The sequence below is a fragment of the Alphaproteobacteria bacterium genome (assembly GCA_017308135.1).
In the GTDB taxonomy this organism is placed as follows: Bacteria; Pseudomonadota; Alphaproteobacteria; order CACIAM-22H2; family CACIAM-22H2; genus Tagaea.
In genome coordinates this window covers 1-17352 of sequence record JAFKFM010000016.1, presented here as the reverse complement: position 1 = coordinate 17352, position 17352 = coordinate 1, and the positions used below count along the sequence as shown (strand labels likewise).

Annotated in this window: 18 protein-coding genes; 5 read left to right on the top strand and 13 right to left on the bottom strand. The window is 64.6% G+C overall.

Going from position 1 to position 17352, the window contains the following annotated elements; translation table 11 throughout:
- Positions 1–2 precede the first annotated feature (2 nt).
- From J0H39_24985 to J0H39_24970, 4 genes are all read right to left on the bottom strand, one after another.
- Entirely contained in the window at positions 3–863 is an 861-nt protein-coding gene (locus tag J0H39_24985) for a sugar ABC transporter permease (protein MBN9500019.1), read from the bottom strand.
- 63 nt (positions 864–926) lie between these two features.
- Complete coding sequence (locus tag J0H39_24980; protein ID MBN9500018.1) at positions 927–2234, bottom strand: sugar ABC transporter substrate-binding protein; 1308 nt, start codon at positions 2232–2234, stop codon at positions 927–929.
- A 25-nt stretch (positions 2235–2259) separates the two neighbouring features.
- On the bottom strand, positions 2260–2982 hold the full coding sequence (locus tag J0H39_24975) for a GntR family transcriptional regulator (GenBank protein MBN9500017.1): 723 nt from the start codon (positions 2980–2982) through the stop codon (positions 2260–2262).
- Positions 2969–4153: a mandelate racemase/muconate lactonizing enzyme family protein gene (locus J0H39_24970; GenBank protein MBN9500016.1), complete on the bottom strand. Its 1185-nt coding sequence runs from the start codon at positions 4151–4153 to the stop codon at positions 2969–2971. The genes J0H39_24975 and J0H39_24970 overlap by 14 nt, the downstream gene beginning before the upstream one ends.
- A gap of 286 nt (positions 4154–4439) precedes the next feature.
- Between J0H39_24970 and J0H39_24965 the strand changes: the two genes are divergently transcribed.
- Positions 4440–5369, top strand: a complete 930-nt coding sequence (locus J0H39_24965; GenBank protein MBN9500015.1) for a homoserine O-succinyltransferase — start codon at positions 4440–4442, stop codon at positions 5367–5369.
- Here the strand turns inward: J0H39_24965 and J0H39_24960 are convergent.
- From J0H39_24960 to dctP, 6 genes are read right to left on the bottom strand one after another with little or no spacing between them, the layout of a single operon-like run.
- Entirely contained in the window at positions 5366–7252 is a 1887-nt protein-coding gene (locus tag J0H39_24960; GenBank protein MBN9500014.1) for a sugar phosphate isomerase/epimerase and 4-hydroxyphenylpyruvate domain-containing protein, read from the bottom strand. The genes J0H39_24965 and J0H39_24960 overlap by 4 nt on opposite strands.
- Positions 7253–7264: 12 nt before the next feature.
- The gene (locus J0H39_24955) at positions 7265–8101 is read right to left on the bottom strand and encodes a ThiF family adenylyltransferase (GenBank protein MBN9500013.1); all 837 of its coding nucleotides are present in this window, start codon (positions 8099–8101) and stop codon (positions 7265–7267) included.
- 20 nt (positions 8102–8121) lie between these two features.
- Positions 8122–8562 carry a 3-dehydroquinate dehydratase gene (locus J0H39_24950; protein ID MBN9500012.1) on the bottom strand — a complete coding sequence of 147 codons (441 nt, stop codon included), beginning with the start codon at positions 8560–8562 and terminating at the stop codon, positions 8122–8124.
- A 4-nt stretch (positions 8563–8566) separates the two neighbouring features.
- Positions 8567–9868, bottom strand: a complete 1302-nt coding sequence (locus J0H39_24945) for a TRAP transporter large permease (GenBank protein ID MBN9500011.1) — start codon at positions 9866–9868, stop codon at positions 8567–8569.
- Entirely contained in the window at positions 9865–10371 is a 507-nt protein-coding gene (locus J0H39_24940) for a TRAP transporter small permease (protein ID MBN9500010.1), read from the bottom strand. Before J0H39_24940 ends, J0H39_24945 begins: the two co-directional genes overlap by 4 nt.
- Positions 10372–10375: 4 nt before the next feature.
- Positions 10376–11359, bottom strand: a complete 984-nt coding sequence (gene dctP, locus J0H39_24935) for a TRAP transporter substrate-binding protein DctP (GenBank protein MBN9500009.1) — start codon at positions 11357–11359, stop codon at positions 10376–10378.
- A gap of 175 nt (positions 11360–11534) precedes the next feature.
- Between dctP and J0H39_24930 the strand changes: the two genes are divergently transcribed.
- Together J0H39_24930 and J0H39_24925 are read left to right on the top strand one after the other, a co-directional pair.
- Positions 11535–12203 carry a GntR family transcriptional regulator gene (locus J0H39_24930; protein MBN9500008.1) on the top strand — a complete coding sequence of 223 codons (669 nt, stop codon included), beginning with the start codon at positions 11535–11537 and terminating at the stop codon, positions 12201–12203.
- Complete coding sequence (locus tag J0H39_24925; GenBank protein ID MBN9500007.1) at positions 12200–12886, top strand: GntR family transcriptional regulator; 687 nt, start codon at positions 12200–12202, stop codon at positions 12884–12886. Before J0H39_24930 ends, J0H39_24925 begins: the two co-directional genes overlap by 4 nt.
- Here J0H39_24925 and J0H39_24920 read toward each other — a convergent pair.
- Entirely contained in the window at positions 12883–14748 is a 1866-nt protein-coding gene (locus tag J0H39_24920; GenBank protein ID MBN9500006.1) for a mechanosensitive ion channel, read from the bottom strand. The genes J0H39_24925 and J0H39_24920 overlap by 4 nt on opposite strands.
- A 139-nt stretch (positions 14749–14887) precedes the next feature.
- On the opposite strand from J0H39_24920, the gene J0H39_24915 reads away from it, so the two are divergent.
- Both J0H39_24915 and J0H39_24910 read left to right on the top strand, forming a co-directional pair.
- On the top strand, positions 14888–15679 hold the full coding sequence (locus J0H39_24915; protein MBN9500005.1) for an SDR family oxidoreductase: 792 nt from the start codon (positions 14888–14890) through the stop codon (positions 15677–15679).
- Positions 15680–15698: 19 nt separating this feature from the next.
- Positions 15699–16541, top strand: coding sequence for a DUF1989 domain-containing protein (locus tag J0H39_24910; protein ID MBN9500004.1), 843 nt, complete (start codon positions 15699–15701; stop codon positions 16539–16541).
- On the opposite strand, the gene J0H39_24905 is transcribed toward J0H39_24910, so the two are convergent.
- Positions 16538–17125, bottom strand: coding sequence for a cysteine dioxygenase family protein (locus tag J0H39_24905; GenBank protein ID MBN9500003.1), 588 nt, complete (start codon positions 17123–17125; stop codon positions 16538–16540). The genes J0H39_24910 and J0H39_24905 overlap by 4 nt on opposite strands.
- A 5-nt stretch (positions 17126–17130) precedes the next feature.
- Positions 17131–17352, bottom strand: a 222-nt coding sequence (locus J0H39_24900; protein ID MBN9500002.1) for a flagellar motor switch protein FliG, incomplete at its 5' end; no start/stop codon positions are given.

The window sequence follows — 17352 nt, the reverse complement described above, 5'->3', positions numbered from 1 at the left end:
CGTCAGGCCTTCCACTTGGTGAAGCGGACATAGGCGACGACCAGAACGATATTCCCGGCGAACATCAGCAGCGCCATCGCGGTCGCCCCGCCCAGGTCGAAATTAACGAAGGCGCGTTCGTAGACGTCGATCGCCAGAATGCGCGTCGCGTCGCCGGGGCCGCCGCCGGTCGTGACCAGTGGCGTTTCGACCGTGTTGATGTTGGAGAGCGTCAGCACGATCGCGACCAGCAGCAGCGGCGTCTTCAGCAGCGGCAGCGTGATGCGCCGGAAAACCTGCCAGCCGTTCGCGCCGTCGATGCGCGCGGCTTCGGTGTAGTCGTCGGGAATGCCTTTGAGGCCCGCGAGCAGGATGATGACGGCATAGCCGATGCGCTTCCATACCGAGATCGCGATCAGCAGCGACATGGCGCCGGCGGGCGAGGTCAGCGGCTGGAAACTGCCGAAGCCGAGCGCGCGCGCGGCCCAAGCGGCGAGGCCGATATCGTTGAGGAAGACCCAGCGGAACAGCAGGGCCGCCACGACGGTCGAGATGATCCACGGCACGATCACGATGATCTGCACCAGGAAGGCGAAGCGCGGGGCGAGGCGGTCGATCCACACCGCGAGGCCCAGCGCGATCGCGATCGTGATGACGACCGAGAAGCCGGTATGGATGAACGTGCGCAGCAGCGTGGCGCCCATATCGGGCTCGTCCAGCAGGCGCGCGAAATTCTTGAAACCGGCGAAGCCCATCGGCGCGCCGTAGCGGATATCCTGCAGGCTGTACCAGCCGCCGTAGAAGACCGGCGCGAACAACACGAGGCCCAACAGCGCGAAGGCCGGGGCGATATAGGAATAGGCGCTGACGGTGCTGCTGCGCATGGACCTTGATATTTCGTCGAAGAAAGAAGGGGCGGATGCGTTCGGCGCATCCGCCCCGGATCGTCAGCGGTTGTTGCGGCGGTTGAAGTCGCGCTCGGCGCGTTCCAGCGCTTCCTTCGGCGACAAGCCGTTGGTCACGACTTCCTGCGCCGCCTTGTTCAACGCCTGGCGATAGCCGCCGACGCTGAACGCGATGGGCGCCAGCCAGCCCGCCGTGGCCGAACCTTTGCCCGCGACCGCGAGATAGGCGTTGGCCGGATCGGCGAAGAATTCGGGCATCGTCGCCGGTGTGGAGGCAAGACCCGGCGTCTGGCCGCCGACATTGACCCAAATCTTGTCGGCTTCGACGCCACCCATGTACTCGACGAACTTGCCGGCGAGATCGACATTCTTGCCCTTCGACCATACGCCGACGGCCCAGCCCGCCATCACGCCCGGCGAGTGCGGCTTGCCGTCCACGCCTGGGTAAAGCATGAAGCCGACCTTGTCCTTGCCCATGCGCGCTTGCAGCGTCGAGACGCGCACGCTCGCCCCCGTGATCATCGCCACGCGGCCGGCGCTGAATTGTTCGTAGAGGTCGTCCACGGTCCAACTCGTGACAAGCTTGGGCGTCACTTCGTGCTTGGTCACCATGTCGGTCTGCAGCGTCAGGCCTTCGATGCCGGCTTGCGTTGCGAAGCGCGCACGCCCTTGCTTGTCGAACAGATCGCCTTGCTTGGCCAGCATGTACGGGATCACGATCTGCGGATCGGGCTGGGCCTCGCTCCACGCCTGACCGAAGCCGTAACGCGTGACGGCGCCGGACGAGTCCTTCGCCGTTAGCTTCTTCGCCGCGTCGATGAAGGCGGGCCAAGTCGTTAGCTTGTCGGGATCGATGCCCGCTTCCTTCAGCAGGTCGGGCCGATAATAGAGGCCGACATAGTTGCGCGACTGGAACATGCAGTATTGCTTGCCGTCGACTTGGCAGAGATCCCAATAGGCGCCGGCATTGTCCTTCTTGCGGTCGGCCGACCATTTGTCGACGAACAGCTTGTTGAGATCGGCGAGCGAACCCGACTTGATCGCGTCGCCGAGCAGGTCGGTGATGACCCATACGATGTCGGGCGCCGTGCCCTGCTGCGCCGCCGCCAGGAATTTCGGCGTCATCTGGTCCCAGACTTGCGGTTCGACCGAGACCTTGGCGCCGGGATTGGCCTTCTCGAAATTGGCGATGATCTCGGCCAACGCCTTCTCGCGCGGCGCGTTGCCGGCGGGGTTGAGGAAGGTCCACATGCGGATCGTCTGGGCGCTGGCCTCGGCCATACCGCCCGCGAGTGTCGCGATCGCAAGTCCGGCGAGCAAAGCGGCGCGCCGCGTGAATTGGCGTTTCATCTGCGTCTTCTCCCTTGGTGGTCGGTTATGGTTTGACTGTTTCGGATTGGGCGGCGATATCGCGGAGCGCCCCGTCGAGCGAGCGCCCGAGATGCAGGCGGATGGCGGTGGCAAGGCCGGGCGCGTCGCGCGCGACCAGCGCGTTGATGATCGCGGCGTGTTCGGCACTTTCGCTGGCGAGGCGCGCGCGCCAGCCGTCGCTGCCGCGCTGGACCCAGGCGCCGAGCAATTGCATCTGGATGCCGTGATAGATCGTCGCGAGCAGGCGGTTGCCCGAGGCTTCGATCAGCGTCTGATGGAACAGCGCGTTGAGCTCGATATGGCGGCGATGCGTCAACTCGCCCGGCGCGTCCAGCTCGCGCTGGATTTCCTCGAGGCGGCGCACGGCTTGCGCGTTCTCGCCGCGCATCAACGATGCGACCGCGAGCTCGCCCGCGTTCTGTTCGAGGCCGATGCGCACCTGCCAGAGTTCCGCGACATGGCGGGGCGAGGGCACGCGAATGCGATAGCCGCGACGCGGTGTGGCTTCGATGAAGCCTTCGGCGGCGAGGCGCTGCAACGCTTCGCGGATCGGCGTCAGGCTGACCTGGAAACGATCCGCGAGGTCTTGCAGGATCAAACGCTCGCTGGCGGCCAGATCGCCGAACAGGATCGCTTCGACCAGACGACGATAGATCGCGTCGGCCACGGTTTCGCCGGGGCCTTCGGGCGTTTCGTCGAAGAAACCCGCGCGTTCACTCGGCTGCATGCCGGCCTCCCGTCGATTGATCGTCGCTGGCGAAGGCGGCGAGCATTTCCGGTTTCGGCTCGGCGCCATGGCCGGGCCGGTCTTGCGCTTCGAAGGCGCCGTCGGCGTATTGCAGCGGCACTTGGGAAAGTTCGTCGCGCAGCGGATTGAGCAGGCGGTTCGCCTCGTAGCAGACGAAGTTCTTCGCGGCCCGGCAGGCATGCAAGGCGGTCGATACGCCGATGGCGGAGCCTACGCCGTGCGGGGCGAGCTTCATGCCATGCTTGGTGCACAGCGCGTCGATCGCCATCATGCCGGACACACCGCCCGCGCGCGTGATATTGGGCTGCACGAAGTCGAGCGCGCCCGCCTCGGCGAAGCGCGTGAATTGCGCGATGTCGAATTCATTTTCGCCGGCGCCGATCGGGACGGGCGAATGCTTGCGCACTTTGGCGAGTGCTGCGGCATCGTCCGGCGGGATCGGTTCTTCGAGCCACATCACGCCATAGGGCGCCACGGCCTTGGCGACTTCGATCGCGCCGTCGACGTCGTAAGCCGCATTGGCGTCGAGCATGATCGGCATGTCGCCGCCCAGCGCTTGGCGCAACGCGGCGACATGCGCGGCATCGGTCGACGCACCCCGGCCGACTTTCAGCTTCACGCCCTTGAAGCCCTTCTCGGCGAATTCCAATGCGCGCTCGATGGACTCGCCCGTCGTCGGAAAGAACGGCACCGAGCCGACATAGGCGGTGACCTTGCCGGGCGTGCCGCCCAGCAAGCGGCACAAAGGTTGACCCGCCGCGCGCGCTTTCATGTCCCACAACGCGCTGTCGACGGCGCTCAGCGCTTCCATCGCGGGGCCGCGCGTTTGGCCGAGCGCGAAGAAATAGGCTTTGAGATCGCGATAGGCGTCGGCCGGCGTTTCGAATTCGACGCCGAGCAATGCTGGGCGGATCACGTTCTCGATCAACGAGGCTGACATGCGCGGATGCGGCAGGCCGAAGGCCTCGCCCCAGCCGCGATGGCCGTTCTCGTCGGCCGTTTCGACAATGGTGGAGAACTGGCCGCTACGCTCGATCCGCTGGAAATGGGCGGCCGGGCGGCGCAGGCTCATCGGCACGCGCTCGATGCCGCCATAGATCTTGGCGAAGGAAGCATGCAGGGCGTAGACGCGCAGTTCGGTGATCTTCAAGGCGATGTCCTCACTATTTCATAATTTATAAAAAATGACCGATATGGGAGTCAATCCAGCTAAATACCTGGGGAAAACCCATCCAAAATACCGAATTTATTGGTGAATTCGGTATTTTGGGTATTCAGGCCGTCCATTTTTTATAAATTATGACTCGCCGGATATCCGAATCGCGACCTGCTGGGCGGGGGCTTCGGCGGCGGCTGGGTCGCTATCGGTTGCGGAGCCGGGCCGGGAGGGGTAATGCCCTTCTCCCGCCGTTCTTGCCCCGACGAACCCGCACGAAATGCCGATCAAGATTCCGGACGATCTACCCGCCGTCGCCGCTTTGGAGTCCGAAGGCGTCGTCGTGATGCGCGAGAAAGACGCCATCCGCCAGGACATCCGCCCCCTGCGCGTGGCGCTGCTGAACCTGATGCCGGACAAGATCCGCACCGAAACGCAATTCGCGCGTTTGCTGGGTGCCACACCGTTGCAGATCGAATTGACGCTGGTGAAGCCGACCGATCACGTGTCGCGCAACACGGCGGCCGATCACATGTCGGCCTTCTATCGCCCCTGGGCGGATATCAGCGCGGAGAAATTCGACGGCATCATCGTTACCGGCGCGCCGGTCGAAAAAATGCCGTTCGAAGAGGTTTCGTACTGGGACGAGCTGTGCCGCATCTTCGATTGGACGCGCACGCATGTCCATTCGGCGCTGCATATCTGCTGGGCGGCGCAAGCGGCGTTGCGTCACTTCCACGGCGTGCCAAAGCATGCGCTGCCGGCGAAAAAATTCGGCGTATTCCCGCATCGCAATCTGGCGCCGGCGTCGCCGTATTTGCGCGGCATTTCCGACGATCTGGCGATCCCGGTGTCGCGCTGGACGGAAACGCGCCGCGAAGACGTCGCGGTGATCGACGGGTTGAAGCCACTGCTCGATTCCGACGACGCGGGAATATGCTTGGTCGAAGAACAAGCGCGCCGCACGCTCTACATGTTCAACCACTTCGAATACGATTCCGACACGCTGGCGAACGAGTATTTCCGCGACGTGAAGGCGGGCTCGGAAATCGCGTTGCCCGCGCATTATTTCGAGAACGACGATCCCCAGCGCCCGCCCGCCAATCGCTGGCGCAGCCACGCGCATCTATTCTTCGCGAACTGGATCAACGTGATCTATCAATCGTCGCCGTTCGATATCGGCACGATCGGGGCGAAGCCGAAGACTTAACCCTGAATGGCGGGCCGGGCGAGGCGGGCTTGCGCGGCGAGGCGGATGCCCGCATTCGCGGCACCGTAGCCGGCATAGCCATCGCGCTGCACGATCTCGAAGAAGAACCCGCCGTCGAGCGTGGCCGTATAGGCTTGCAGGAACGTGCCGCCCGCGTCGCGGTCGTAGAGAATATTCAGCGCCTTGAAAGCGTCGATCTCGGCGGGCGATAGGTCGGTACGAACTTCCAGATCGTCGTAATAATTCTCCGGGATCGACAGCATATCGACGCCGCCCGCTCTGAGTGCGGCGACCGTCGCCTTGATGTCGGCGGTGCGCAGCGCGATATGCTGCACGCCCGAACCGAAGAAATCGGTGACGAACTTCGCCGACAGCGTGCGATGGCTTTGCGAGCCGTTGAGCACAAGGCGGAACCCGGTCGCATCCTTGGCGCCGAGGCCGCTTTCGACGACCTGGCTCTGGACGACACCGCCGGGATCGAGCACGGCTTGCGTGGGCGTCTTCCGCGCGTCGAGCAGCGAGGTGTAGAACAGCAGCCAGGTCAGCATTTCCTCGTACTGCATGCTCTGCGAGACGTGATCGACCGCGAACAGGCCAGTACCCGCGGCCGGCATGCCGGTGGGGACGAAATCCACCTCCGACCATTTGCCGAGCGCGCCGTCGACGAAATAGAGCAAGCTGCCGCCCACGCCGCGTACGGCGGGAATGTCGAGCTCGCCGGGGCTGACCGCGCCCTTATGCGGCGTATCGAGCAAGGCGCGCGCGCGTTCGAGCGTCGCGGTCGCATTGGGCACGTTCAGCGCCAGCGCGCAGACCGACGTGCCATGCGTGATCTGATAGGAATGCGCGAAGCCTTCCTTGTCGCTGTTCAGCACGATGCGGATTTCGCCCTGGCCCCATAGCGACACGTCCTTGGACCGGTGCTGGCCGGTCTTGGCGAAGCCGAGCGCCGTCAGGAATTTTTCGAAGCCCGGCCGGTCGCCTTCGTCGACCGCGAACTCGACGAATTCGACTTTGCGCACCGGGGCGGGCGGGGGCATCTTCACGGCACCCGGCACGGCGAGTTTCGACTTGCGCTGGGTTTCGTCCATCAGCGCGATCAGCGAGCGGCGGCCGTCGAGCGCCACCGAGCGCGCGGAGCCCGCGCGGAAGCGATCGTTGAAAATTTCCAGCGACAGATGGCCGTCATAGCCGGTGGCGGTCAGCGCATCCATGAAGGCGACCATGTCGAAATCGCCTTGGCCCGGCAGGCAGCGCCAATGGCGGCCCCAGGAGAGATAGTCCATCTGCAGCTTCGGCGCGTCGGCGATCTGGACCAAGAAGATGCGGTCGCCCGGGATCGCGCGGATGGGTTCGAGGTCGAGCCCGCGCGCGAAGATATGGAACGTGTCGAGCACCGTGCCGACTTGCGGATGGTTGGCGCGGCGCACCACTTCCCAGGCGTCGCGATAGTCGTTGATATGCTTGCCCCAGGCGAGCGCTTCGTAAGCGACGCGAAGTCCGCGCTTGGCGGCGCGCTCGCCCAGCTCCTTGAAATCGGCGGCGAGGCGGTCGATGCCGCCTTGCGCGTCCGGCGCCACGCTCGAACACACGAACAGCAGATCGGTGCCGAGTTCGTGCAGCAGATCGAACTTCCGCTCGGCACGGTCGAAGGTGCGCGCGCGCTTTTCCGCCGGCATGCCTTCGAAATCGCGGAAGGGCTGGCACGTGACGATCTTGAGGCCCAGATCTTCGCACAGGGCGCGTACTTCCTTGGGCGAGCCCGGATGCGCGATCAGATCATTCTCGAACAGCTCGACCGCGCGGAACCCAGCGGCGGCGATCGCTTCCAGCTTCTCGCGCAGATTTCCCGACAGGCAGACCGTGGCGATCGATGTGCGCATGGCGGGAACCCCTCAATAGGAGATGCGGGCGTGGGCGCGCAGCGTTTCGGGCGTCGTGGTGGCGAAGCCGAAGAATTCGAGATAGGCGGGGATTTGTTCGAACAGCATATCCACACCGATCTGCGTGCGGCAACCGCGCGCTTTGGCGGCCGACAGGAAGGCGGTCGTTTCCGCCTTCATCACCACTTCGCCCACGAAAGTTTCGGGTTCGAGCAGCGAAACGTCCAACGGCATGGGATCGCCCGCGTTCATGCCCAGCGGTGTGGCGTTGACCACGATATCGAAACCGCGCGGATCGTTGTCGCCGGTTTCGACGCGCAAAGCGGGGTAGTGGCGCACGAGGCGCGCGGCGAGGCCGTCCATCGCCGCCGCGTCGAGATCGTGAAGCGCGATCCGGGCCGCCCCCGAGGCCGCCAGCGACGCCGCGATGGCTGAGCCGACACCGCCGGCGCCGACGATCAATGCGCGCGCGCCCTCGATACGCTGGCCTTTGCGCTTCACACCGCGCACGAATCCTTCGCCGTCGAACATGTCGCCGATCAGCCTGCCGTCGGCATCGCGCTTGACCGCGTTGCAGGCCCCCGCGATGCGCACGGCGGGGCTCGCCTCGTCCAGCATCGCGACGACCGAGACCTTGTGCGGCATCGTGATCAGCGCGCCGTCGACATTCGTGAAGCGGAAGATAACGGGGAGTGCTGCGGCGAAGTCGCCCGCGCGTACGCCCATCGGCACGACGCAGGCGTTGATGCCGTTCGCTTCGAAATACGGGTTGTAGATCATCGGCGCCTTGAACGTCGCCGTCGGGTCGCCGATATGCGCGATGATCCGCGTATTGCCGTCGAGGGACATGGGTTTCCCCCGCACCGCCATCAGGCCGCGATCAGCAGACGGCGCATCGCGTCGATCGCGACGGGATAGCCGCCCGCACCCAGGCCGGCGATGACCGTCGTCACGACGGGCGACATCAACGAGCGATGATAGATCGGCTCGCGCTTATGGATGTTGGAGATGTGGAACTCGACGATCGGGCCGGGGAACATTTTGAGCGCATCCATCACCGCCATCGAGGTGAAGGTGAAGGCGGCGGGGTTGATCAGGATACCGGCGGCGGGGCGGTCGATTGCCTCGTGAATCCACCCGATCAGAGTCTCTTCGCTGTTGGTCTGGCGGAATTCGAGCGGCACATCGCCGGCCGCTTCGCGGCACATCGCTTCGACCTCCGCCAGCGTCGTGCGGCCGTAGATTTCCGGCTCGCGCTTGCCCAGGCGGTTGAGGTTGGGACCGTTGAGAACGTAGATCGGCTTCGACATGCGTTTAACCCTGGTAGCCCATCGCGCGGGGCAGCCACAAAACCGTTTCCGGCACGAAGGTGATCAGCGCCAGCGCCGCGATCATCGCCCACAGGAAGGGCAGCACGTCGCGCACGAGGTCGCGCAACGGCACTTTCGCGATGTTGGTCATGATGAACAGCAGCAAACCGTAGGGCGGCGTGATCAGCCCCAGCATGATGTTGAACACTGCGACGACGCCGAAATGGATCATGTCGACCCCCAGCGCTTTGGCGGTCGGCAACAGCACGGGCACGATGACCAGCAGGATCGTCGTGCCTTCCAGAATACAGCCGAGGATCAGCAGGATCACGTTGACCAGGATCAGGAACTCGATCTGGCTCAAATTCCAGCCCGCGATCAGATTCTTCAGCAGTTCGGGGATGTTCTCGATCGTGACGATATAATTCAGCACCAGCGCGCCCGCGATCAGCATGCCGATCGACGCCGAAACGCGCATGCTGCGCATCAACGCGCCGTAAAGATCGCGGAAGCCCACGCTGCGATAGAGCCCGGCCGAAATCATCAACGCGTAGGCGGCGGCGACGGCCGCCGCTTCGGTCGGCGTCGTCACGCCGCCATAGATGCCGCCGAGCAGCACGACCGGCATCATCAGTGTCGGCAACGCGCGCCAGGTGATGCCGGGGATCTCGCGGATCGGTACCGGTTTTTCGACCGGGAATTTTTTGACCTTCGCCTGCCAGTCGACGATCAGCATTTGCGACGCCGCCATCAGCAAGCCGGGGACCACGCCGCCCAGGAACAGGAACCCGATCGACGCGTCGGAGATCAGCGCGTAGAGCACCATCGGGATCGACGGCGGGATGATCGGCCCGATGACCGAGGACGCCGCCGTCAGCGCCGCCGCGAAGCTCGCCGTGTAGCGGTTGTCGCGGGTCATCATGACCTGCATCATCTTGCCGGTTCCCGCCGCGTCGGCGATGGCCGAGCCCGACATGCCCGCGAAAATCACGCTTTGCAGCACGTTGACCTGGGCGAGGCCGCCGCGGAAGCGCCCGACCAGCGCGTTGCAGAAGCCGAGCAGGCGGTCGGTCATGCTGCCGATATTCATCAGCTCCGCCGCCAGCACGAACAGCGGCACGGCCAGGATGATGTAGTTGTTGTACATGCCGTTCAGGATCTGCTCGGCGGCGATGCCCATATCCTGCCCGGCAAGCAGGAGATACAGGATCGAGCCCGCGATCATCGCGTGACCGATGGGCAGTCCCAGCAGCGACAGCAGCGTGATCGCGACCAGGGCGATCGACCAGGGGGATGCGAAGTTCATACGCCCGAATTCGCTTTGGTGGGATCGAAGGCGTCCGGTGCGCCGCCCTTCAACGCGCGGAAGCCCAGCCACAGATAGCGGACGATCGCGGCGACGGCGAAGATCACGTAGATGAGATAAAGCCAGTCGAAGCGGATTTTCATATAGGCCGTGCGCTGCACGCGCATGAAGGCGACGTAATCGGCGATCGCGGGCAGCGAAACGAGATAGAGGCCGACGAGGCCGGCGGCGGTCACCAGGCACATGACGCGCCTGGTTCCGTCGCCGACCGCGCCGTAGAGAAGGTCGAAGCGGATTTCCTCGTCCTCGCGCAGGACGAACGCGGCCGCCCATAGAACGAGCCAGATCCACAGCACGATGCTGAGTTCGTGCGTCCATCCGACCGGGAAGTTGAGCGCGTAGCGGAATACGATCTGGATCAGGAAGGCGAGGAACATCGCGGCGAGCATCGCCACCGCGACGGCCTCGGCCCCCTTCGCCAGAATTTTCGCGACGCGCGTCATCGCCTCAGAGCGCGTTGATCTTATCGACCATGCCGGCCGGCCACGCCTTGGCGAGGTCGGAGGCAAGGTATTTCTTCTGCGCGAAGTCGCGGAACGCGGCCAAGTTCGGCTCGTACACGTCCAGACCCTGCGCCTTGAAGAACGCGACCAGCTCGCCTTCCTTCTTCGCGTGCTCGGCGTTGCTCCAGCCCACGGCCGCGTCGGCCGCCGCCTGGAACTGCGCGCGCTTGGCTTCGCTCATCGCGCGCCAGGTGCGGGCCGACACGGTCAGCAGATCGAAGCCGACGAGATGCGAGGTCAGGATGATCTGGTTGCTGACCTCGTAGAACTTCATGTTCTGCACGTTCGGCAGCGGGTTGTCCTGGCCGTCGATGGCGCCGGTCTGCAGGCCCGTATAGACCTCGGCATAGGCCATCGGCACCGGATTGGCGCCGATCGACTGGCCCAGGAACTGCCACGCGTCGCCGCCGGGCATGCGCAGCTTCACGCCGGCGAGATCGGCGGGCGTTTCGATCTTCTTGCGGCCGCGCAGGCCGACATGGCGCGCGCCGAAATAGGTGGGTGCGAGGATGCGGATGCCGAGCTGTTCTTCGGCCATGTTCTTCATCTGCTGGCCGACGTCGCTCGCGAACACTTTTTGCAGATGGGCGGCGTCGCGGAACAGATAGGCGGCGGTCATGATCGACCACGCCGGGATCTGGTTCGACACGTCCTGCGGGGCGATATTGCCCATCTCGAGATTGCCGCGCTGAAGCGCGACGAGTTCGGTGCCCTGCTTGAACAGGTTGCCGCCGTAAAAGAGCTGCATCGTGTAGTCGGCTTCGACCGCCGCCGAAAAGCGCTTCATCATCTCGGCGCGGATGTCCTGTTCGGAGAACACGGCCGAGAAGCGGATCGTCGGTTTGGCTTGGGCGAAAGCGGCGCTGCCCATCGCGAGCGAAGCGGCGCCGGTGGCCAAGAAGGCGCGGCGAGACGGTGTGAAATTCATGAGGGGTCCTCCCAATCAATGGCGGCGCGGTTTGCGCGTCCGATGCGAGAGATTTGATTGGATAAAGATCATAGTCAATGAAAAAAGACAAAATCTCATATATTATGGATGACGTCGTATTTTCCCCGACGCCGGTTGGGGTGATGTACCCTGCCGGCTAAGGGCAAGGATTCGCATGGCTTTCGATCTCCAAACCGGGACCCTCGCCGACAAGACCTACGACAAGGTCCGGGGCGATATCATTTTCGGGCGCTTGGCGCCGGGAAAGCGCCTGCGCATGGATCGACTCGTCCAGGATTACGGGGCGAGCGTGAGTACGCTGCGCGAAGTGCTGAACCGGCTGACGTCGGAAGGCTTCGTCGTGGCGGAAGGCCAGCGCGGCTTCGATGTCGCACCCGTCTCGATGGCGAATTTCGAGGAAGTCGCGGCGTTGCGCCTGCTGCTGGAAACGCATGCGATCCGCGACAGTTTCGCGGCGGGCGACGTGGAATGGGAAGGGGCGGTCGCCGCCGCCCATCACAAGCTCGAAGCGATGGAACGCCGGATGCTTGCGGGCGAAACCCAAGCGACCGAAACATGGAAGGGCTACGACCGCGAATTCCATCAAGCGCTGATCGGCGCTTGCGGTTCGCAGACGCTGCTCGATCTCTACGGCGACGTTTACGACCAGTATCTGCGCTATCAGATGGTCGCGGTCGTGTTTCGCGGCCGTGCCGCCGCCGACGAGCACAGGAAGCTGCTCGATTGCGCACTGCGCCGCGACGCGCCGGCCGCTTGCGCGATCCTGCGCGCGCATATCGATGGCTGCATCGCGCATACGCGCAAATTGGGCGTGCTGCCATGAGCGGCAAGATCGTCGTCCTCGCCGAACATGCCGCCGAAACGGTGGCCGACACGATTTATCGGCGCATCCGCACCGACATTCTGGCGGGCCGGCTGGCGCCATCGGCGAAGCTGAAACTCGACAAGCTCAAAACCGATTACGGCGCCAGCGTTTCCACGTTGCGCGAGATCCTCAATCGCCTCGCGTCGGAACGCCTTGTGGTCGCGGAAGGGCAGAAGGGGTTCCAGGTCTCGCCGGTCTCCGTCGCCAATCTCAAGGAAATCGCGGCACTGCGCCTGCTGCTGGAATGCGACGCGATCGAGCGTTCGTTCAAGGCGGGCGACGTGGATTGGGAAGCGCGGATCGTCGCGGCGCATCACAAGTTGACGCGCTTCGAGGAACGCATGGCGGCGGGCGTGCCCGACACGGCCGAGCAGTGGAAGCGCTACGATTGGGAATTCCATCAGGCGCTGATCTCCGCCTGCGGCTCGAAAACGCTGATCGCGGCGCATGCCGGCGTGTTCGACAAATATCTGCGCTACATGATGACGTCCCTCAGCTTCCGCGGCGACATTTCGTCGAACGAGCATCGCGAGATGGTCGATTGCGCGATGCGCCGCGATGCCGCGGCCGCCTGCGATTCCCTGCGCCGCCATGTCGAAGGCGGCATGAGCCACGCGCTGGCCCTGGGCAAACTGCGTTAGCTTTGCGCGGCGACCGCGTCGGGCAGGGCGGTGCGGCCTTGCGCGACGTCGATCTCGCGGCGCGGCAGCGGGAAGACGATGCCGAGTTCGTCGAAGCGCAGCTTCATGCGGCGATTGAATTCGCGCCCGATCGCCCATTGGCGAATGGGGCGCGTCTTGATCCGCGCCACGATATGCACTGCCGATTCCTCGAACTTGTCGACGCCGAGCACTTCCAAATCATCGAGGATGTCGTCGCGATAAGCGTCTTCGGCCGCCAGGCCCGCGAAGATCTCGCGCAAGACCGCGATCACGCGATCGGTGTTCTCGCGATAGCCGACGCGCACGTCGAGCAGATAGAACGAAAAATCCTTCGTGAGGTTGCTGATCTGCGTGATCGCGCCGAAGGGGATCGTGTGCACGACGCCCGACATGTCGCGCAGCTTGATCGTTCGGATCGTCATGCCTTCGACGAAACCGCCGGTCCCGTTGATGTTGGCGACGTCGCCGACATTCACCGTATCCTCGGCCAGGATGAACATGCCGGTGATGACGTCCTTCACCAGCGTTTGCGAGCCGAAGCCGATGGCGAGACCCACGACGCCGGCCCCCGCGATCAGCGGCATGACGTTGACGCCGATCTGCGACAGCACCGACAGCGCGGTCAGCAGGCCGATGACCAGGAAGATCGCGTTGCGGATCAGCGGCAGCAGCGTGCGCAGGCGCTGATTGCGCACCAGCATCTGGCCGTTCGCGTCGCGCCGGTCGAGATGATAGGCGATCGTCGCGTCGGCGATTTCCCACACGATATAGGCGAGCAGCAAGCTGCCCGCGATCCCGGCGAGGCGCGGCGCCACGAACGCGCCGACCGGTGTCGACAGCAACGCGCCGAGATCGATCTGCCAGGCGAGCAAGATGGCGGCAGCGCCCGCGATGCGCACCGCCCAGATCGCGGCGACGCGCGCTTTGCGCAGATATTTGCCCGCGCGCAATTCGAAGGCCGGGGCGTTGCGCATCCAGGCTTGCGACGTGGCGCGCAGGCGTTCGAACAATCTTTCGATCTGGGCGAGGCAGAATTGGACGAGGACGACGGCGAGGAACGTGACCGCCGTGCCCTGCGCCAGGAAGGCGAAGCCGCCGGGCACATGCATGCCCCATACGGCGAACGCCACGAGCACGTAGACGATCGCAATCAAATGCCAAAGCCCGGCGATCATGCGGCGCAACCGCGCCGCGCCGGAATCGCCGCCTTTGCCCGCGATCAACCGCGCCATGCGGCGCCGGCAGCCGAGAATGCCGGCGATCAGAATCGCGGCGACGGCGCCGCCCGCGATCCAGCGGATGGCTTCGATGATCAGCGGCGAGGCGTTCATGATTTCCGCCACGCGCGTCGCGGCGAAGCCGAGCCCGATCGCGACCAGGATGCGCTTGATCCAGAGATAGATGCGGAACGCCGCGGAATCGTCGAGGGGGACGAGCCGCGATTCGGCCACTTCGGGATTGAAGGCGAGACGGCCGATCGCGAGGCCGATCTGGATCGACGCGGTGACGAGAACCAGGGCGATCAGAATGTCGCGCAAGGTGGGCGAGGGGGCGAGGAACGCGATCGCGATATGCGCGACGGCGACGAGCGTGAGGGGGGCGACGATCTCCGCCGCGAAGCGCAGGGCGCGCGACGTGGCCGCGCGCGAGACGAGGCGCGCCGCGATCCATGCCGCCAACGCGGCCAACACCACGATCGCCACGACGCGTACGCCGCTTTCCAGCGCGTGCGCGCGCAGGAACGGATCTTCGAATGTCGTGCGCAGCGCGGTGACGGCGCGCATCAGTGCTTCGAGAATTTGCGCCGGCGCGTCGGCGAATGCCGTCATGGTCGATGCCATGGGCCCTCCGTTCTTTCGCGATTGCGGTCTCCGCCTTCGGTCTAGAAACGGAATGCGCCCATTTGATGGCGAATTCCCGGCGCTCGCCTTGGGGAATATTCGCCGCCATACTCGGTAGAAATACGTAAGGGAGGATTCGATGGGTTTGTTGGACGGCAAGGTGGCGCTCGTGACCGGTGCGGGTTCGGGGATCGGCAGGGCGATCGCCTTGGCTCTGGCGGGCGAGGGGGCGACACTCGCGCTGGCCGGAAGGCGCGAAGCCAATCTCGCGGAGACGACAGCCGCGATCGAATCCATCGGCGGCAAGGCGAAAATCTTTCCGCTCGACGTCGTCAAACACGACGATGCCGCCGCGACGGTGGCGAAGATCAAGGCGTCGCTTGGCGCGGTCGATATCCTGGTCAACAACGCGGGCCATTCCAGTCGCGTGCGCAATATCCAGTTCATGTCCGAGGCGGAGTGGCGCGCCATCGTCGATCTCAATCTCACCGCCGTGTTTTCGCTGACGCAGGCGGCGCTGCCGGACATGCTGGCCAAGAAGGCGGGCACGATCGTGACGATCGCGTCCTATTCCGGGCTCAACGGCACGCTGCTCGGCGGGGCGGCCTATAGCGCCGCCAAGGCGGGCGTGATCAATCTCATGGGGTTCGTCCACAACACGTTCCGCAACCAAGGGATACGCGCGACTGCCGTGGTGCCGGGCGAAGCGGATACGGCGATCATGGAGCTGCGTCCGCGCAAGCCGTCGGACGCGGAGCGCGCGACGATGCTGGCGCCCGAAGACGTGGCGCAAGCCGTGCGGCTCTGCGCAACGCTGCCTTCCCGCGCGACGATTCCGGAATTGCGGATCGTGCCGACCTATCAGCGCGATCTGTCGGGCGATCTGGAAGCCGCACGCTGGATCGGCGCGCCCGATCCGGCGAAACGCTGAAATCGGCTATGCTCGAATCATGACGGAACCCCAAGACGCCGCCGCGCGCCGCGCCATCCGCCCCGTGCTCTGCTATCCGGTCGAAGGCTTGGCGCCGCCCGATCTCGGCAAGCTCGATATGGGATTGGCGGAGGCCGCCGTCGCCGAAACGGTGATCGTGCCGCCGCGCGACGCGCGCGCGTTCCGCGTACCGGCGGGCTGGTTCTTCCGCATCGTCGGCGTCGAAGGCCCGCAGGTCGGCGATCTGAATCTATGGTCGGCGGCGGATCCGGCTGAGCGGTTCTTCAGCGGCAAGACGCGCGCGTTGCACGCCACGCATGTGACGCGCGGCCATCGGCTGTGGAGCACGCTGCCCTATCTGCGGCCGATGGCGACGATCGTTGCCGATAGCCTCGCCTGGTACGGGTTCGACGAACATGGCGGCGGCGTGCACGATGTGATCGGCACGCGCTGCGATCCCTACACCAATCGGCTGCTGTCGGGCGGCGACTATCATCATTGCTGCCATTCGAATCTGACGCGCGCCTTCGCGGCGATCAGCGGTCTGCCGGCGCAGCAGGCCGAGCTTCACGTTCACGACGTGCTGAACGTGTTCATGTGCACGGGCTTCACCAAGGACACGCATCAATATTTCATGAAGGCGAGCCCGGTGCGGCCCGGAGATTCCCTGACGTTCCTCGCCGAGATCGATTTGATCGGCGCGCTATCGGCGTGCCCCGGCGGGGATTGCTCGGCCGAACATTCGAGCGATACGGCGCGCTGCCATCCGTTGAAAATCGAAATCCTGCGCCCGAGTGACGCGTTTCTGGCGGCGCATACGCCGCCGCCGATCAGCGCCTATCCGCGTACGCACGGAGTTTAGTTGCGGATATCCGTCCCGACCTTCTGGTGCGGCACGTCGATCAGCTTCCGCGTGCCGGCGGCGACGTCGTAGATATGGAATGAATCCATATTGCGGCCGTAGAGATGCAGCGAGACGCAAACCTCGCCATCCTCGGGCACGCCGGTCATGTGGATATGGTCGGGGTTCGGCACGAAGGTCGAGACCGAGCCCGGATCGAGCAGAACCACGCCGCCCCGGCGCAGCACGATCCCGTCATTGGTTTTGATTTCGCCGTCGCGCGGCATATAGGCGCGTTCCTGCAAATGGCCTTGCAGCACGCCGACCACGCCCCACGATCCGTGGTCGTGCACCGGCGTCCATTGGCCCGGCAGCCACACCAGCGCGAACAGCGAGATGTCGCCCTGCGGGCAGATATGGATCGCGTTGCGGTTATAATGTGCGGGGTCGCTGCGCATCTGATCTTGCGTCAGAACGCCCGTTCCTTCGCGCGCCAAGCGGCGCATCGCCGGGGCGATGGCCAGCACGCGATCGGCGCTGTCGGCATGGGCGGCGGCCTCACGCTCCGCAAGCGCGATGAAGTTGCTGATGGCGCTGTGCATGATCTTTCTTAGTAGATGAGGTCGTCCGCACCGCCGGCCCCGCCCTTCGACAGGACGATTTCGTCCTTCGCGGCGAGTTCTTTGGCGGTGTTGACCATGGCGGTTTGCGCTTCGGCCACGTCCTTGCCGCGCACCGGGCCCAACGCTTCGATTTCTTCCTTGAGCATTTTGCCCGCGCGTTCCGACATGTTCGAGAAGAACAGATCGCGCAGCGTTTCGTTCGCACCTTT